15 protein-coding genes and 1 pseudogene are annotated in these 16640 nt (G+C 74.3%); 10 read left to right on the top strand and 6 right to left on the bottom strand.

Going from position 1 to position 16640, the window contains the following annotated elements:
* From QRT03_RS31955 to QRT03_RS31910, 9 genes and pseudogenes are all read left to right on the top strand, one after another.
* A pseudogene (locus tag QRT03_RS31955) lies at nt 1–565 on the top strand (transcriptional regulator); the annotation flags it as partial.
* Nucleotides 566–613: 48 nt separating this feature from the next.
* Complete coding sequence (locus QRT03_RS31950; protein ID WP_286057216.1) at nt 614–1669, top strand: 2,3-butanediol dehydrogenase; 1056 nt, start codon at nt 614–616, stop codon at nt 1667–1669.
* Nucleotides 1666–2454 (top strand): acetoin reductase, encoded by a 789-nt coding sequence (locus tag QRT03_RS31945; RefSeq protein ID WP_286057215.1) that lies wholly within the window; start codon nt 1666–1668, stop codon nt 2452–2454. Before QRT03_RS31950 ends, QRT03_RS31945 begins: the two co-directional genes overlap by 4 nt.
* Nucleotides 2455–2675: 221 nt before the next feature.
* Nucleotides 2676–2987: a hypothetical protein gene (locus QRT03_RS31940; protein WP_286057214.1), complete on the top strand. Its 312-nt coding sequence runs from the start codon at nt 2676–2678 to the stop codon at nt 2985–2987.
* Between the two features lie 93 nt (nt 2988–3080).
* Nucleotides 3081–4691, top strand: coding sequence for an ABC transporter transmembrane domain-containing protein (locus QRT03_RS31935; RefSeq protein ID WP_286057218.1), 1611 nt, complete (start codon nt 3081–3083; stop codon nt 4689–4691).
* The gene (locus QRT03_RS31930; RefSeq protein WP_286057213.1) at nt 4688–6424 is read left to right on the top strand and encodes an ABC transporter ATP-binding protein; all 1737 of its coding nucleotides are present in this window, start codon (nt 4688–4690) and stop codon (nt 6422–6424) included. The genes QRT03_RS31935 and QRT03_RS31930 overlap by 4 nt, the downstream gene beginning before the upstream one ends.
* Nucleotides 6425–6426: 2 nt before the next feature.
* Nucleotides 6427–7719, top strand: a complete 1293-nt coding sequence (locus tag QRT03_RS32130; protein WP_345783320.1) for a GNAT family N-acetyltransferase — start codon at nt 6427–6429, stop codon at nt 7717–7719.
* A 29-nt stretch (nt 7720–7748) separates the two neighbouring features.
* Nucleotides 7749–8198, top strand: a complete 450-nt coding sequence (locus tag QRT03_RS31915) for a hypothetical protein (protein WP_286057212.1) — start codon at nt 7749–7751, stop codon at nt 8196–8198.
* Nucleotides 8199–8239: 41 nt separating this feature from the next.
* Nucleotides 8240–10180, top strand: coding sequence for an AAA family ATPase (locus tag QRT03_RS31910; RefSeq protein ID WP_286057211.1), 1941 nt, complete (start codon nt 8240–8242; stop codon nt 10178–10180).
* Here the strand turns inward: QRT03_RS31910 and glmS are convergent, their stop codons facing one another.
* The 3 genes from glmS to QRT03_RS31895 are packed head-to-tail and all read right to left on the bottom strand — an operon-like array spanning nt 10181 to nt 13435.
* The gene (gene glmS / locus QRT03_RS31905) at nt 10181–11989 is read right to left on the bottom strand and encodes a glutamine--fructose-6-phosphate transaminase (isomerizing) (protein ID WP_286057210.1); all 1809 of its coding nucleotides are present in this window, start codon (nt 11987–11989) and stop codon (nt 10181–10183) included.
* Nucleotides 11990–12004: 15 nt separating this feature from the next.
* On the bottom strand, nt 12005–12262 hold the full coding sequence (locus tag QRT03_RS31900; protein WP_286057209.1) for a hypothetical protein: 258 nt from the start codon (nt 12260–12262) through the stop codon (nt 12005–12007).
* Nucleotides 12263–12310: 48 nt separating this feature from the next.
* The gene (locus QRT03_RS31895) at nt 12311–13435 is read right to left on the bottom strand and encodes a citrate/2-methylcitrate synthase (protein ID WP_286057208.1); all 1125 of its coding nucleotides are present in this window, start codon (nt 13433–13435) and stop codon (nt 12311–12313) included.
* A 55-nt stretch (nt 13436–13490) separates the two neighbouring features.
* On the opposite strand from QRT03_RS31895, the gene QRT03_RS31890 reads away from it, so the two are divergent.
* A complete protein-coding gene (locus tag QRT03_RS31890) occupies nt 13491–14609 on the top strand; it encodes a citrate synthase (RefSeq protein ID WP_286057207.1) in 1119 nt (372 codons plus the stop codon).
* A 391-nt stretch (nt 14610–15000) separates the two neighbouring features.
* Here the strand turns inward: QRT03_RS31890 and QRT03_RS31885 are convergent, their stop codons facing one another.
* The 3 genes from QRT03_RS31885 to QRT03_RS31875 form a co-directional block, all read right to left on the bottom strand.
* On the bottom strand, nt 15001–15327 hold the full coding sequence (locus QRT03_RS31885; protein ID WP_286057206.1) for a hypothetical protein: 327 nt from the start codon (nt 15325–15327) through the stop codon (nt 15001–15003).
* Nucleotides 15328–15425: 98 nt separating this feature from the next.
* On the bottom strand, nt 15426–15794 hold the full coding sequence (locus QRT03_RS31880; protein WP_286057205.1) for a hypothetical protein: 369 nt from the start codon (nt 15792–15794) through the stop codon (nt 15426–15428).
* Between the two features lie 439 nt (nt 15795–16233).
* Complete coding sequence (locus QRT03_RS31875; protein WP_286057204.1) at nt 16234–16545, bottom strand: hypothetical protein; 312 nt, start codon at nt 16543–16545, stop codon at nt 16234–16236.
* Between the last annotated feature and the right edge of the window lie 95 nt (nt 16546–16640).

The following is a 16640-nucleotide window of genomic DNA, read 5'->3' as shown; positions in this document are numbered from 1 at the left end:
GCGCGCCGTGGCCGCCCCGCTGCTCGCGCGCCGCAGCGGGCCCGCGCTCGTGGTCGACGACCACGGCTGGGTCGCGGGGGCGACCGGACTCTCGCCACGAGACCGGGTCGGGACCCCGCGGGCCGGCGAGGTGCTGCTCGTGCACGGACTCGGGGCCTGCCTGCCCGAACCGGTCCCCGGTGGGTGGCTGCTGCACCCCACGTCGGGAGCCGGGGGCTCGACCCGCCTGCGCCTCGACCTGGCCGCGGACCCGCCCGCCGCGGTCGTCGAGGGCCGCGAGACCTGGCGGCACACCCTGTCGAGGCGGCACCTGCAGATCCTGGCGCTGCTCATGCGCGCCGGACCGTCCGGGCTGGACGCGGCCGCGATCAGCCGGGCGCTCTACGACGACGCCGACCACCTGGTCACCGTCCGCGCGGAGCTGTCGCGGCTGCGCCGGGTGCTCGGCAACCTGGTCGTCGCGCGGCCCTACCGGATCGCCCCCGGGGTCGAGGTCGAGGTGCCGGCACCCGCCGTCCTGAACCACCTGCTCGGGCCTGCAACACCGCTGCAACCCTGGCCGTGACCACGGTCACTCCTCTGGGATGGGCCCATCCCGAGCGAGGAGGACCCTGTGAAGGCTGCCCGCTTCCACGGACGCGGTGACGTCCGCGTCGAGGACATCGCCGAGCCGCATCCCGGCCCCGGCCAGGTGCAGGTCGCCGTCGAGTGGTGCGGCATCTGCGGCACCGACCTGCACGAGTTCCTGGACGGCCCGATCTTCGCGCCGACCGACGCCGCGCCCCACCCGCTGACCGGCGGGGCCGTCCCGATCACCCTCGGGCACGAGTTCTCCGGGGTGATCGCCGAGGTCGGCGACGGGGTGACCGGGCTGAGCGAGGGCGACCGCGTCGTCGTCGAGCCCTACGACGTCTGCGGCACGTGCGTCGCGTGCCGCGACGGCCGCTACAACATCTGCCGTCAGCTCGGCTTCATCGGGCTGGATGGCGACCAGGGCGGGTTCGCCGAGAGGATGGTCGTCGACGCCCGGTGGGCCCACCGCATCGACGGCCTCACCCCGGAGCAGGGCGCCCTCGTCGAGCCGCTCGCCGTCGGCTACCACGCCGCGAAACTGTCCCGGCTCCGGCCGGGCGGGACGGCCGCGGTGTTCGGCTCCGGGCCCATCGGGCTCGTGACGGCGGCCGCGCTGCGGGCGACCGGCGCGGGCCAGGTCATCGTCGTGGAGCCGGCCGACGCCCGGAAGGCCAAGGCGCCCGGCGCGGGCGCGGACCACGTGCTCGACCCGACCGAGGTCGACGTCCCCGAGGCGATCCGCGAGCTCACCGACGGACGCGGCGCCGACGTCACCTTCGAGTGCGCCGGCATCGACCAGGTGCTCGCGAGCGCCGTCGCCTCCACCGCACCGGGCGGGACCTGCGTCAACGTGTCGATCTGGGGCCACCCGGCCACGTTCGACGTCAACTCGCTGGTGTTCTCCGAGATCACCCTCATCGGCTCGCTGGCCTACGCGAACCGGCACGAGGAGGTGATCGAGCTGATCCGCAGCGGCACCGTGGACGTCGAGCAGTTCATCACCGGGCGGATCGCGCTCGAGGACATCGTCGACCGGGGCTTCCGGGAACTCATCGACCACAAGGAGTCCAACGTGAAGATCCTGGTGCACCCGTGAGCGCGGCGACCGGGAGCGGCAGGGTCGCCGTCGTCACCGGCGCCGGGCGCGGCATCGGCGAGGCGATCGCCCACCGCCTCGCGTCCGACGGCCTCGCCGTGATGGTCTCCGACATCGACCCGGACACCGCGCAGCGCACGGCCGCGGCCATCGCCGACGCCGGCGGGACGGCGGCCGCGCACGCCACCGACGTCGCCGACCGCGACGCGTGCTTCGCCCTCGTCGCCGCGACGCGCGAGCAGCTCGGCGGGATCGACGTCATGGTGTCGAACGCCGGGATCGCGCAGGTCAAGACGCTGCTGGAGGTGTCTCCGGAGGACCTGCAGAAGATGCTCGCCGTCAACGTCGGCGGGGTCCTGTGGTGTCTGCAGGCCGCGGCGGAGGCGATGATCGAGCAGGGCCGCGGCGGCAAGATCATCTCGGCGTCGTCGATCGCCGGGCACCAGGGTTTCGACCACCTCGGGCACTACTCGGCGTCCAAGTTCGGGGTCCGCGCGTTGACCCAGGCCGCGGCGAAGGAGCTGGCGCAGCACCGGATCACGGTGAACGCCTACTGCCCGGGCATCGTGGACACGACGATGTGGGAGGAGATCGACGCCGGGCTCGGCGGCTACCTCGGCACCGGCAAGGGCGAGGCGTTCCAGCAGTACTCCCAGCTGATCGCGCTGGGCCGCCCACAGACCGCGCAGGACGTGGCGTCGTACGTCTCCTACCTCGCCGGTCCGGACTCGGACTACATGACGGGGCAGGCCGGGATCATCGACGGCGGGATCGTCATGACCTGATCGGGGCGGGGATCGGACACGCCGACCCCCGCGGTTGCGTGACGACGTGGCCTGAGTAACATCGTCGTCATGATCGCGCGGGCAGAGGTAGTACCCCAGCGCGTCGGGTGAGCCAGGCTCCCGGCGCGCACACCACGGCGCGCCGCCGTGAGCCCCCCGTGAAGACTCCCGAGACCTGGCTCGGATTCCATGCTGCGGATCCGTACGTCCAGGAGATCGTCATGACCACTCTCGAGCCCGCTCCCATCCCCGCCTCCGACGTCGAGCGCGCCGTCAACGGCCCGGGCCGTCGGCCCTCCCGCCTCCCGCGGCCGTTCACCGTCGTCACCACCGGCGGCATGCCCGGCGTCATGACGCTCGCGTCGACGCTCTGCGAGCGGGGCTACCGGGTCCCGGACTTCCAGGTCGACGTCCACGAGGGCGTGTCGTGCTCGAGCATCGCCTGCACGGTCGCGCTGACCGTCGACGAGTGCTCCGCGTTCGCCGCCAGCGTCCGCGACCTCCCGGGTGTCCTCTCCGTCGAGCCCTACTGAAATCAGCTCGCGGGGATCCGCGGCCCGACCTACCGTCGGGACATGCCCCTCCCTGATTCTTGAGCACGACGCCGTCCGTACCCGGCTCCGCCGCTGCGGCTCGACGACCCGCCGTCGGCCACCGGCCTGCTGCTCGCCCTGCTGCGGGCGCGGCCGTGGCTGGCGCTCGCGTCGGTCGTCGCCGGGACCCTCTGGCTCGTCCCGGGGGCGCTCGTCCCGCTCGTGGCGGGCGACGCCGTCGACGCCGGGATCGCCGGTGGTGACACCACCGCGCTCCTCCGGGGCGCCGGTCTCGTCGTCGCCCTCGGACTCGCGCAGATGGTCTTCGGCGGCGCGGTGGACTTCCTGTCGCACGGCCTGTGGCTGCACGCCGCGTCGAGCACCCAGCGCCACCTGACCACGCACGTCCTCGGGCTCGGCGCCTCCCTGTCGCCCCAGGTGAGCAGCGGGGACGTCACGGCGGTGACGACCTCGGACCTGAACAAGATCGGCAACCTGTTCGAGACGGCGGGTCGGTTCGCCGGTTCGGTGGTCGCGTTCGGCGTCGTCGGGGTCGGGCTGCTCGCGCGGTCGCCGCTGCTCGGCACGGTCGCGCTGGTCGGGGTACCGCTCGCCGTCGTCGGGATCGGGCCGCTGCTGCGCCCGCTGCAGCGTCGTCGGGACCGCCAGCGCACCGAGCTCGCCGCCGTGAACGCGCTGGCGGCGGACATCGTCGCGGGTCTGCGGATCCTGCGCGGGGTCGGCGGCGAGACGCGGTTCGCGGGGCGGTTCGCCGAGGCGACCGGACGGGTGCGCGCGGCCGGTCTCGACGTCGCCCGCAGCACCGCGTCCCTCGGCGCCGCCGAGGTGCTCCTGCCGGGCCTCGTCCTCGTGACGATCACGTGGCTCGGCGCCCGGCTCGCCGTCAGCGGCGCGATCACGGCGGGGGAACTGGTCGCGGTCTACGGGGCCTCGGCGTTCCTCGTCGTCCCGGTGACGACCGCGACCGAGGCCGCTGCGTCGCTGGCCTCCGCCCGCGCCGGCGCGAAGAAGGTGGCGCGGCTGCTCGCGCTGCGGGCGCTGCTCACCGACCCGGGGGAGCGGGCTGCGCCGCTGCCGGCCGGGGCCCTCGGACTCGCCGACCCGGTGACGGGCCTCGACGCCCGCCCGGGCGAGCTGACCGTCGTCGACGCCGGCCCGCACGCGTCCGCCCTGGCGGCACGGCTGGCGCGCTTCGCCGAGGGCGGGCGGGTCGACGACCGCCCGAGCGACACCGTCGGACTCGCCGAGATGCGCCGACGCGTGGTGCACGCCGGACCGGAGGACCTGTGGTTCTCCGGCCCGCTGCGCGCCGAGCTGGTCGCGTCCGGATCGCTGTCGGTCGACGTCGCGCTCGACGCCGCCGCCGCGACCGAGATCCTCGACGGCTTCCCGCACGGACTCGACGAGCCCCTCGGCGAGCGTGGTCGCGAGGTGTCCGGTGGACAGCGCCAGCGGCTCGCGCTCGCCCGCGCGCTGCTGACCGACGCGGACGTCCTCGTCCTCGAGGAGCCGACGTCCGCGGTCGACGCGCACACCGAGGCGTGGATCGCCGCCCGCGTGGCCCACCGCCGACGCGGCCGCACGACCGTTGTCCTCGCCCAGTCCGCGCCCTGGCGGCACGTCGCCGACCGGGTCGTCGACCTGACCGACACCCGCACCCTGCAAGGGAGCACGTCGTCATGAACGCGATCCTCGGCTACGCCACGCCCCGCGAGGCGCTCCGCTGGGGCGCGGCGGTGCTGCGGGCCCGGCGGCGACGGTTCGCGGCGACGGTCGCGCTGTTCCTGGCCGCCTCCTCGGCCGGGCTCGTCGGGCCGCAGCTGCTCGGGGTGATCGTCGACGAGGTGGCCTCGGGCGGGCGCTCGGTCGCCCGGATCGACGTCCTCGCGGCGCTGTTCCTCGCGGCCCTGCTGGTCGCGGCATGGCTGCGGCGGGCCGCGCGATGGCGGGCCGGCGCGTTGGGGGAGGACCTCCTCGCGGCGAACCGGACCCAGCTCGTCGACCGTGCGCTCGCGCTCCCGCTCGGGCGGGTGGAGGCGGTCGGGACGGGAGCGTTGCTCTCCCGCGCGACCACCGACCTCGACCGCGTCGACTCCGCGCTGCGCCAGGGCCTGCCCGAGGTGGTGACGGCGGCCGTGACCGTCGTGCTCACCGTCGTCGCGATGGTGCTGACCTCCCCGCTGCTCGCGCTCGCCCTGCTCGTCGCCGTGCCCACGGTGGTCCTCCCGACGCGGTGGTTGTGGCGTCGTCTGCCCCGCGCGATGGAGCGGATGCTGGACGCCTGGGCCGTCCTCGCGTCGCGCGCCCACGAGTCCAGCACGGGTGCTCGCACGCTGGACGCCCTCGGCCGCGTGCCGGCCCGCCGGGCGGGCGACCATCGAGCCCTCGACGATGGCGTGGACCGCGAGCGTGACCTGCGGGCCCTGCACGTCCGCTGGACGCCCTGGCTGGAGCTCTCGCACGTCCTCCCGGTCGCGGCGACGCTGCTGATCGGCGCCGTCGCGTACACCGAGGGCCTGGCCTCGCTCGGTACCGTCACGACGATGGTCGTCTACACCCAGGCCCTCGCCGCGCCGCTGGACACGGCGCTGTGGTGGGTGGAGGACCTCATGGTCGCGACGGTGGCACTGCGTCGGGTGCTGGGAGTGCGGGTCCCCGACGCTGCCGTGGTCCCGAGCCGCGACGTCCCCGGCGAGACCGGTCTGCGCGTCGAGGACGTGCACTTCGCCTACCGGGAGGGTCGTCCCGTGGTGCGCGGGGTCGACCTGGCCGTGCCGCCCGGGGAACGCTGGGCACTCGTCGGCGGCTCCGGGGCCGGCAAGTCGACGCTCGCCCGCCTGATCGCCGGGATCTCCGTTCCGGACGTCGGGTCGGTGCGGGTGGACGGCCGCGAGGTCGCCTCCCTGGACGACGACACCCTGCGCTCCGAGGTGCTGCTGCTGACCCAGGAGCACCACGTCTTCACCGGGACGGTGCGGGACAACCTGCTGCTGCCCGCCGGGTCGTTCACCGACGCGGACCTGACCCGCGCGCTCGCCGTCGTGGGCCTCGGGGCGTGGCTGGCCGACCTGCCCGACGGGCTGGACGCGGTCGTCGGGGCCGGGGCCCGCGCGGTGCCCGCCACGGTCGCGCAGCAGCTGGCGCTGGCCCGTGTGGTGCTGGCCGACCCGGGCACCGTCGTCCTGGACGAGGCGACCTCCCTGCTGGACACGGACTCGGCGAAGCGGGCCGAGCGGGCGTTGGACCGGGTCCTGCGCGGCCGCACCGTGATCGCGATCGCGCACCGGCTGCACACCGCGGCCGCGGCGGACCGGGTCGTGGTGATGGCCGACGGCCGGATCGTCGAGCAGGGTCCGCCGTCCGAGCTGCTCGCCGCCGGCGGCGAGTACGCCCGCCTCGTCGCCGCGGCGGCCTGAGCGTGACGCCGCCCCTCGTCGTCGGTCTCGGGCCCTCGCTCGCCCCGGAGGTGGCGGCGCGGCTCGAGTCCCGCGGTGGCGAGGGCGTGGAGGTGGTGCGTTTCGCGGTGCCGGTCGACCCCGCCACCGCGCACCTGGTGGTCGACGCCCCCGGATCGGACGCCGACGCGGTGGTGTCCTCGGTGGAGGCGGCCGACCGGTTCTGGGACGAGCGGGCGCTGCCGTTCGCCCGCAACCTCGCGCGGGGGTGGCGGGCGCCGCGGACGCAGGTCGTGGAGGTCCTGCCGTACGACGAGGCCTGGCCCGCGGCGGCCCGGCGCGTCGGTCGGCGACTCGCGGCGGCGTTGGGCGACGTCGCGGAGCGGGTCGAGCACGTGGGGTCGACGTCGGTGCCGGGGATGTCGGGCAAGGACCTCGTCGACCTGCTGGTCGTCGTCCCCGACCTGGCCGCGGTCGACGCCCTCGACCCCGCGGCCTGGCACCGCACGGGCCTCGTCCCGGTGCCGGGGGACTTCTACGGCATCGACCGCCACGACCGGGAGCACCCGCAGCGCGTGGCCGTCGACGCGGACCCGGGCCGCCCGGTCAACGTGCACCTGCATCCCCGTGACTCCCCGGTGTGGCGCGAGCTGTTGGCCTTCCGCGACCGGCTGCGGGCCTCCGGGACCCACCGCGACGAGTACGTCGACCTCAAGCGACGCTGGGCCGACGAGGCCGCCGGCGACGTGAACGTCTACAGCCGCGCCAAGCGGACCTGGATCAACGACGCCGTCGCCCGAGCGCTGGACGGGCCCGTCGTCCGCCCGGCCGTCGTCGACGACGTCGGTGCCCTCCGTGACATCGAGGAGGCCGCCGGCGAGCCGTTCCGGACCCTCGGCATGGATCTCGTCGCCGACGACGATCCGCCGCCGGCCGAGGTCCTGCGCGAGTTCGTCGAGGCCGGACGCGCGTGGATCGTCGCGACCGACGGGGACGTCGTGGCGTACCTGCTCACCGAGATCGTCGACGGCTGCGCGCACGTCGAGCAGGTGACCGTCCACCCGCGGTACGCCCACCGACGCCTCGGTCGCTCGTTGGTCGAGCACCTCGCGGGGTGGGCCCGCTCCCGCGGGCTGCCCGCGCTCACGCTCACCACGTACCGGGACGTCCCCTGGAACGGGCCGTACTACGAGTCGCTCGGGTTCCACTGGCTGTCCGACGACGAGATCACGGCAGGCCTGCGCGCGCTGCGGGAGCAGGAGGCCCGGCGTGGGCTGGACCGGTGGCCGCGCGGCTGCATGCGCCGGGAGCTGTGACCCCGAACCGGGCCGGGCATGCTGTCGCCATGGATCACGGGCTTCCCGAGCGGGTGGCGACGTTGGTGGAGTGGATCGTCGCGGACAGCGTGGAGGGCCTGCGGAGCGGCAGCGGACCGTTCGCGCCCCACCTCATGCTGCTCGACGACCGGCCGCGGCCGGAGGACCGGACCCTGCACCACACCCGGTTCGGACCCGACCTCGCGGAGGGCCTGGAGCAGGCCCGGGCCACCGTCGGGCCGACCACGCCCGCCACGGCCTACGCGATCGCCTGGGACGGGTACGCCACGGTCGGCGGCGAGCGCAGCGACGCGGTCCTGGTCGAGGTCGGGACGGCCGACGAGCCGGACGCCTGGCTGCTCGCCCAGCCCTACGGCACGGTCGCGCGCCGCTTCCGCGGTTCCCGGGTGGAACGGCTCGGGGACCTGCTGGTCGTCGACCGGCCGGGCTCGCGGCTCGGCGGCGGGGTTCCGAGCTAGCCGCGGGCGCCGCGCCCGTGACGGGCGCATCCTGGAGGGCGATGCACGACGAGGAGGACTCCGTGGCCGACCAGGACCGCGCACGCCGGGACGAGCCGCCGGGCCCCGGCCCGCTGTTCGACGAGCTGCTGGGGCGGCTGGTCGACCTGGACCTCGGCATGCTCTTCGGCGGCGGCCAGGACGACTGGCGGGACGAGCGCCGGGAGGAGCCGCGCGAGCCCACCCGGGAGCGGCAGGACCCGTCGTCGGGAAGGCCCCCGAGGCGCACCCCGACGCTCGACCGCCACGGCCGCGACCTCACCGCGGACGCCCGGGCGGGGCGGCTCGACCCGATGATCGGGCGGGACGCCGAGCTGGGCCAGGTGATCGAGATCCTCGCCCGGAAGAGCAAGAACAACCCCGTGCTGCTGGGGGAGCCCGGTGTGGGGAAGACCGCGATCGTCGAGGGACTGGCCGCGCGGATCGTCGCCGGCGAGGTGCCCGCGGCGATCCGGGACACGCGGGTGGTCACGGTCGACCTCGCGGGCATGGTCGCCGGGACGAAGTACCGCGGCGAGTTCGAGCAGCGTCTCACCGCACTCGTGGCCGAGGCCTCGCACCCGGACACGATCCTGTTCGTCGACGAGCTGCACTCCATCGTGGGGGCGGGGTCGGCGCAGGAGTCACCGATGGACGCGGCCGGCATCCTCAAGCCCGCGCTGGCCCGGGGCGAGCTGCGCCTGGTCGGGGCCACGACCACCGCGGAGTACCGCCGCCACGTCGAACCCGACGCCGCCCTGGCCCGCCGGTTCGCGACGGTGGACGTGCCCGAGCCGAGCGTCGAGCAGACGGTCACGATCCTCGACGGGCTGGCGCCGGGCTACGAGGCCCACCACGGCGTGGTGCTGCCCCCGGCCACGCGCCGGGCGGCGGTGGAGCTCACCGCCCGCCACGTGCGGGAGCGGTTCCTGCCCGACAAGGCCATCGACGCGATCGACCGCGCGGCGGCGCGCGTCCGCACCCGGGATCCCGAGGGGCACCCGACGGTGACGGTGCAGGACGTCGCGCAGGTCGTCGCCGACGACACCGGTCTCCCGGTGGCCGACCTCACCGACGACGACCGCACCCGCCTCCTCGACCTCGACGCCCGCCTCCGGGCCCGCGTCATCGGGCAGGACGCGGCGGTGGACACCGTCGTCGACACCGTGCTCGCCGGCCGGGCCGGGCTCGCCGACCCGGAGCGCCCGCACGGGTCGATGCTGTTCGTCGGCCCGACGGGGGTCGGGAAGACCGAGCTGGCCCGCGTGTTGGCCGACGCGCTGGGCTCCGAGCTCGTGCGGTTCGACATGGCCGAGTTCGGCGAGAAGCACACCGTCGCCCGGCTCACCGGTGCCCCGCCCGGCTATGTCGGGCACGAGCGGCCCGGCGAGCTGGTCGAGGCGGTCCGGCGCCATCCGTCGTCGGTCGTGCTGTTCGACGAGGTGGAGAAGGCGCACGCCGACGTCGTCGCCGTGCTGCTCGGCATCCTCGACGCCGGGCGGCTCACCGACACCCACGGCCGCACCGTGAGCTTCGCGGACACCGTCGTCATCATGACGTCGAACCTGGCCGCGGCCGAGCTGAAGGTGGTCGACGACCCGGAGGACGCCCGCGAGCCGGTGATGCGCGTGCTGCGCCGCTCGCTGCGCCCGGAGCTGCTGGGCCGGATCGACGACGTCGTGCTCTTCCGCCCGCTCTCGGCGGAGCTGCTCGCCCGGGTCGTGGGGCTGGCGCTGGACGCGACGCGGGAGCGGCTCGCGGCGCAGGGGATCACCCTCACCGTCGAGCCGGCCGCCCTGACCGCCCTCGCCGGCCGCGCCGAGCCGGCGTCCGGGGCCCGTGGGCTCCGGCAGGTCGTGACCCGGGAGGTGGAGCGCCCGCTGTCCCGGCGGATCGTGGCCGGGGCGGCGCGGGCGGGCTCCGAGGTGGTCCTCGACGGGGGGCTGCACCTCGAGGTGCGCTGACTACTCCACCGTCACCGACTTCGCCAGGTTCCGCGGCTTGTCGATGTCCCGGCCCAGCGCGGCCGCGCAGTGGTACGCGAACAGCTGCAGCGGCACGCCGAGCAGGATCGGGTCCAGCTCCGGCTCCACGCTCGGCACGCGGATCACGGCGTCGGCCAGCCCCTCGGGCAGGTCGGCGTTCGTCACCGCGATGACAGGGCCGCCCCGGGCCTTGACCTGCTCGATCGTCGAGACGTTCTTCGCGACGAGCTCGTCGTCCGGCACCACGATCACGCAGGGCATCGTCGCGTCCACCAGCGCGAGCGGACCGTGCTTGAGCTCCGAGGCGGCGTAGGCCTCGGCGTGCACGTAGGAGATCTCCTTGAGCTTCTGCGCGCCCTCCCGCGCGACCGCGGAGCCGCGCACCCGGCCGAGGAAGAACATCGACCGGGCGTTTGCGTACTTCTGCGCGACCGCCGCGATCTCGTCCTCCACCGCCAGCGCCTCGTCGACCGCGTCCGGCAGCCGGCGCAGCCCGTCCACCAGCCGGGTGCCGTGCGCCGCCGACAGGTCCCGCACCCGGCCGAGCAGCAGCGCGAGCAGCGCGAACGACGTCGTCATGGAGCTGAACGCCTTGGTCGAGGCCACGCTGACCTCCGGCCCGGCGTGCAGGAACATCCCCGCGCCGCACTGCCGGGCGATCGCGGAGCCGATCACGTTCACGCACCCGACGACCCGCCCGCCCTTGCGCTGCAGCTCCTCGACCGCGGCCAGGGTGTCGATGGTCTCGCCGGACTGGCTGACCGCGACGTAGAGCGTGTCCGGATCGACCAGCGGGTTGCGGTAGCGGAACTCGCTGGCCTGCTCGGCGTCCGCGGGCACGCGCGCGAGCTCCTCGACCAGCGCCGCGCCCATCTGCCCGGCGTAGTGCGCGGACCCGCAACCCAGGAAGGTCACCCGCCGGATGCCGCGCAGCTCGCGCGGGTCGAGGTGCAGACCGTCGAGGCGGGAGGTGGCGAAGCGGGTGTCGAGCCGACCGGCCAGCACCCGGCGCAGCGCCGACGGCTGCTCGTGGATCTCCTTGGACAGGAAGTCCGGGTGCCCGTCGAGGTCGTAGTCGTCGTCGCCGACCTCGACGGTGGTCGGCGGGCCGAGCCGCCCGCCCTCGTACCCGGTCGCCGTGATCGTCGCGATCTCGCCGTCGGCCAGGAACACGACCTGGCGGGTGTGCCGGACCAGCGCGGCCACGTCGCTGGCGACGAACATCTCGCCGTCGCCGAGCCCGAGCACGATCGGGCTGCCGTTGCGCGCGACGACGAGCTCGTCGGGACGGCGCGCGTCCAGCACCACCAGCCCGTAGGTGCCCTCCACGACGCGCAGCGCCTCCCGGACCGCGTCCTCGAGCGAGTCGCGCTGCTCCGCGGCCTGGGCGATGAGGTGGGGGAGGACCTCGGTGTCGGTGTCGCTCGCGAGCGTCACGCCGTCGGCGACCAGCTTCGCCCGCAGCTCCTCGGCGTTCTCGACGATGCCGTTGTGCACCACCGCGATCCGACCGCTCGCGTCGGTGTGGGGGTGGGCGTTGCGCTCGCTGGGCTCGCCGTGCGTGGCCCAGCGGGTGTGGGCGATGCCGACCTTTCCCGACGACTGGTCGTCCCCGACCTTGGCCCGGAGGTCGTCGACACGACCCACGGCCTTCGTCGTGCGCAGCGCCTTGCGATGGGCGACGGCGATCCCGGCGCTGTCGTACCCGCGGTACTCGAGACGGGCGAGCCCGTCGACCAGGATCCGTGCTGCCGGCCGGGTGCCGACGTACCCCACGATGCCGCACATGCGCTGCCGTGCTCCCTATCCGTAGACGATCCGTCGCAGCTGCCGCTCGCTGACCTCGCCGGCCTTGACGGGCCGCGTCGCCAGTTCGGACGCGATCACCGCCCAGATCTCGGCGTTGCGCCGGTCGCGGGCCTGCAGCTCCCGGTGCCGCCGCCGCACGTACTCCTCGGTGGTCTCCGAGTAGTAGGCGACGACGTCGGCCACCACGCGTGCGGCGACCGGACCGGGCAGACCCGTGGACGCCACCACGTGGCGCACCAGCTCCGGGTCCATGCGGGGGAGCCTGCACGGCTTCGACGATTCAGTCCACGTTCCTGCCCGCTATCGGGCAGAGACGGGCGCCGAACCGACGTATCGGGCCGACGGGCGGATGATCGTCGACTCGCCCGCCTGCTCGAGGACGTGTGCGCACCATCCCACGACCCGGCTGACCGCGAACGTGGGCGTGAACATCTCGCGCGGGACCCCGGCCAGCGACATCACGACGCCGGCCCAGAACTCGACGTTGACCCGCAGCCCGCGCCCGGGCCGGTGCTCGGCGAGCAGGGCCTCCGTGCGGTCCTGGGTGGCGACGGCGAGGTCGACCAGTGGCCCGCCGAACCGCTCGGCGACCTCGCGGAGCATCACCGCCCGCGGGTCGGCCGTGCGGTAGACGGCGTGCCCGAATCCCATGACCCGGTCACCGGCCGCGAGCTTCGCGCGGACGTAGGGCTCGATCCGCTCCTCGGTGCCGATCTCGTCGAGCGCCTCCAGGGCCCGGTCCGGGGCCCCGCCGTGCAGCGGGCCGACGAACGTCCCGATCGCCGCGACCACGGCGGAGGCGACGTCGGTGCCCGCCGAGGTCGCGACCCGGGCGGTGAACGTCGAGGCGTTGAACCCGTGGTCGATCGTCGAGATCAGGTAGCGCTCGACCGCGTCCGCCGCGGCCGGCTCCTGCTCCACGCCGTGCAGGAGCCACAGCCAGGCCGCCGCCCCGTGCAGGTCGTCGCGCGGCGCGACCGGGTCGAGGCCCTGTCGCAGCCGCCAGAGCGCCGCGAGGATCGTCGGGGTCACCGCGCACACGCGCAGGGCGTCGTCCCGACGTCGGGTGGGGGTGGCTCCCCAGGTCGGCTGCAGGCCCTCCTCGGCCGCAAGGACGCACAGCGCGGCCCGCAGACCCGCGAGGGCCTCGAAGTCCTGCCCGGCCCGGGCCGCCGTCGGGAGGACCGCGGCAACGGCGGGCGGGAGGTCGCGGCGGGAGGCGAGCTCCGCGCGCAACGCGGACCCGCCGTCGGGAACCCCGTCGAGGACGAGCGCGGCGGCGTCCTCGAAGGAGACGGTGCGCGCCAGCTCGACCGCCGAGCGGCCCCGGTAGTGGTAGTAGCCCTCGTCGCCGCGGACGTCACCGATCGCGGTGTCGCTCACGGCCACCCCGCGCAGTCCGGCGGGGACGGTGTCGATCGTCATGGCCCGTACGCTGCGCCGACCGATCAATGCAGTCAATCTTGATAGGGTCAACCTCGTGCCCACCCTGACGACGGCGGAGGCCGCCGCCCGGCTCGGCGTCAAGCCGGAGACGCTCTACGCCTACGTCAGCCGCGGCCTGCTGACCTCGACCCGGGGCACCGGCGGCCGTGCCAGCACCTTCGACGCCGACGAGGTCGACGCGCTCGCCGCGGGTCGTGGCCGGCGCCCGCCCGGCGTCGCCGAGTCGATCACCACCCGGCTGACGCTCGTCGAGGCCGACGACGTGGTGGTGCGCGGGCGCCGGCTCGTCGACCTCGCGCGCCACGAGACCCCGGACCGGATGGCGGCACTGCTCTGGCTCGGGTCGCTCGACTCCGAGCTCCCCGATGCGGCTCCCGACGACGGGGTGGTCGCTGCGGTGCGCTCGCTGGTCGACGCGATGCCCGGCGACCCCCGCCCGGTCGACCGTCTCCGGCTCGCCGTCGCCGCGCTCGCCCCCGCCGACCCCTGGCGGTTCGACCTGGAGGCCGCCGTCCCGACCGGCCTGCGCTGCCTGCGCGGGATGGTCGCGTCCCTCGGCGGGCTGTGGCCCGCCATCTCGGACCGCCCGGAGGACCCGGAGGTGCTGCGGTGCGCCCTGGTGCTGCTCGCCGACCACGGGCTCGCGGCCTCGACGCTCGCCGCGCGGGTGGCCGCCAGCGCCCGCGCGCATCCGTACGCCGTCGTCTCGGCCGGCCTCGGCGCGCTGGACGGGCCGGTGCACGGCACCGCGTCCACGTCGGCGTACCGGTTCCTGACGGAGGCCCTCGACGATCCCGCCCGTGCCGTGACCGAGCGCCTGCGCGCGGGGGAACGGCTCCCCGGCTTCGGGCACTCGATCTACGTCGAGCGCGACCCGCGCACCGACGTCCTGCTGGAGACGATCGCCGGCACCCGCGAGGCCGCCCTGGTCGGCGAGCTCGCGGCGCAGGTCTCCGGTCGGCCCGGCGTGTTCCCCAACGTCGACCTGGCCCTCGCCGCCGTCATGCACGTCCACGGCATGCGCCCCGACGCCGGCGAGGCGATCTTCGCGGTCGCCCGCACCGTCGGGTGGATCGCGCACGCGATCGAGCAGTACGCGGAGCCGGGCCTGCGGTTCCGGGTGGCCGGCTCGTACGTGGGGCAGCGGCCCTGATCAGCGCTCTACGCAGCCGGACCCTCGCGTCGGTCCACAGCACGGCGGGCAGGTAGTCGTCGGCGAGACCACCGAGCAGCTCCGAGGGCCGCGCCGCGCGCTGCTCCGGGACCCGAGCAAGTACCCGCCGGCCGTCATCGGCGGCGTGCTCGTGGCTGCTGTGGCCTGTGGTGCTCACGAGGCTTTACGCTAGGACCGAGAGCTGTCAACGCTGCGACCGGGGGCCTCTGACCTGCGTCGATGCCGCGATAATCCCGCTGACGCGACCTCGACGCCAAGGTGGCGAGCTGAGCGAAAGCTGGCAGGTCGGCAGGATGTCGACCTCAGGGACCGACATGGCGCAGCATGTCGACCTCAGGACCGACACGGCGCAGCGGCTGTGGTCCGCGGGCTAGAGGAGATCGACTTCTAGGTCTGGGTGCACGTCACGTAGCCGGTCTGGGTCGCTGGATACGGCGGGCCACCCGCGTTCCCGGCAGATCGCCGAGACCCAGGAGGCGACCGGGTCGAAGAGGCCGTGACGCTCCCGAGCGGCGTCGATCGCAGCGCGAATGGCTGTTGTGGGCTCATCGAGCACGAGGACTGTGGGCTGGGCCAGCAGGACGTCGATGTCGGTGCCGTGGTTGGGCAGGGCGAGGAGGGCCTCGGAGACCACGGCGGAGGGGACGAGCAGGGTCATCCCGAGCTCGGCTGCTGCGATGGTCGACCAGCTGGCCATGGCCAGTCCGCCGCGCGCCCATGATGCGAGCGCGCTCGCGTCGAGAACCTTGCCTCCGGCGAGCAGCGGCGGCGGCTCGTCGGTGGGTGGCAGTGCGCTCAGGAGGCGTCCGCTACGGGGTAGTGGCGCCGGACGAAGGCTTCGCCTGGCCAGGAGGCGCCGGCCTGGGCGTATACCGCGCGGTAGTGCTCGAGGGTGGGAGCTCCGAAGCGTGCGGCGTGGTACTCGCTGGCGGCGACGCACGCGGCGGGTCGTTCGGCCGCCCGCTGTTCGCGCGCCGCCATGTCGGTGCCGTCGAGCTCGGCGTCGTCCGGCGGGCCAGGAGACGTTGTCGAGTTGGCGGGCACGATGTCCGCGATGAGGCGCCCGTCGCGGACGAGATGCACGACCGAGCCCGTCGCGGCACGCCGGATCCCCTCGGCGACGCCCTCGGCGTCGTCCGCGGAGATCTCGAACGCCTCGCTCATGGAACCAAGGTTATCGGACAGGCTCGGAGGACGGAACGCGAGCCGCTGAGCAGGGTCACCCACCCGCGGGGGTGTTCGGCTTTGCCGGGGCCCGGCCGGGCAGCTTGGTCGTCTCGGGGCGTCGCCGCGATGCTCGCCTAGAGGCGAACAGTCTCCCGAACGCCGCGATAACGCCGCGTGTCGCGGCTTCGGGCGTTCTGTATTCGTCGCACCGACCGATGCAAGGTTGCTGGCAACTGAGCAGGTACACGACGTCGGGCGGGCTACGGAACAGGATCCGGGTCGGGGCCATGTGCCACCATCCGCGTTGATGGCAGGCGAAGACTTAGTCCATGCTATCGATGTGCTGCGCCCTCTGGTGGCAGCCGGAAGGATCCGCTCCTTCCGGGCGTTGCCTGGGCCGGAGCAAGGACTGATCCGCAGTGTTAGCTGCTCTGAACTAGAGCGGTTGGCGAACACCTTGGCCGTATTCGTCCACCGTAAGCATCACCGTCTTCCTGCGCGATGCCGCGCTGATGGACAAAGCGATCCACACGATGATCCAGAACCCGAATGTAATGAGCGTGAGGAGCAGATGTAGCACATGATTGACGGATGCCTCGAAGCGAACGACAGCGCTGAACTCAGTCTGAGACTCGACACGTCCGCCGGCGACAATTTCCTGCTGTACGGCTAGCGCCAGCTTGGCGCGGCGCAGCTCGGGATCGATCCGAGGCAGCGGTCCTTGTGGCATCGGCATGTTCTCTGACATCTGTGTCCCTCAGCTCTGGCGGACACCCCCCGGCGCCGTCCAGCTGTGCTTCGTCTGCACGGGAACGCGTGTTACGCGCGTTCTCTACGTCCGGC

This window comes from Actinomycetospora termitidis, assembly GCF_030286555.1.
Lineage (GTDB): Bacteria > Actinomycetota > Actinomycetes > Mycobacteriales > Pseudonocardiaceae > Actinomycetospora > Actinomycetospora termitidis.
The sequence above is the reverse complement of the archived record's forward strand: the minus strand, read 5'-3'. Positions and strand labels throughout refer to the sequence as shown.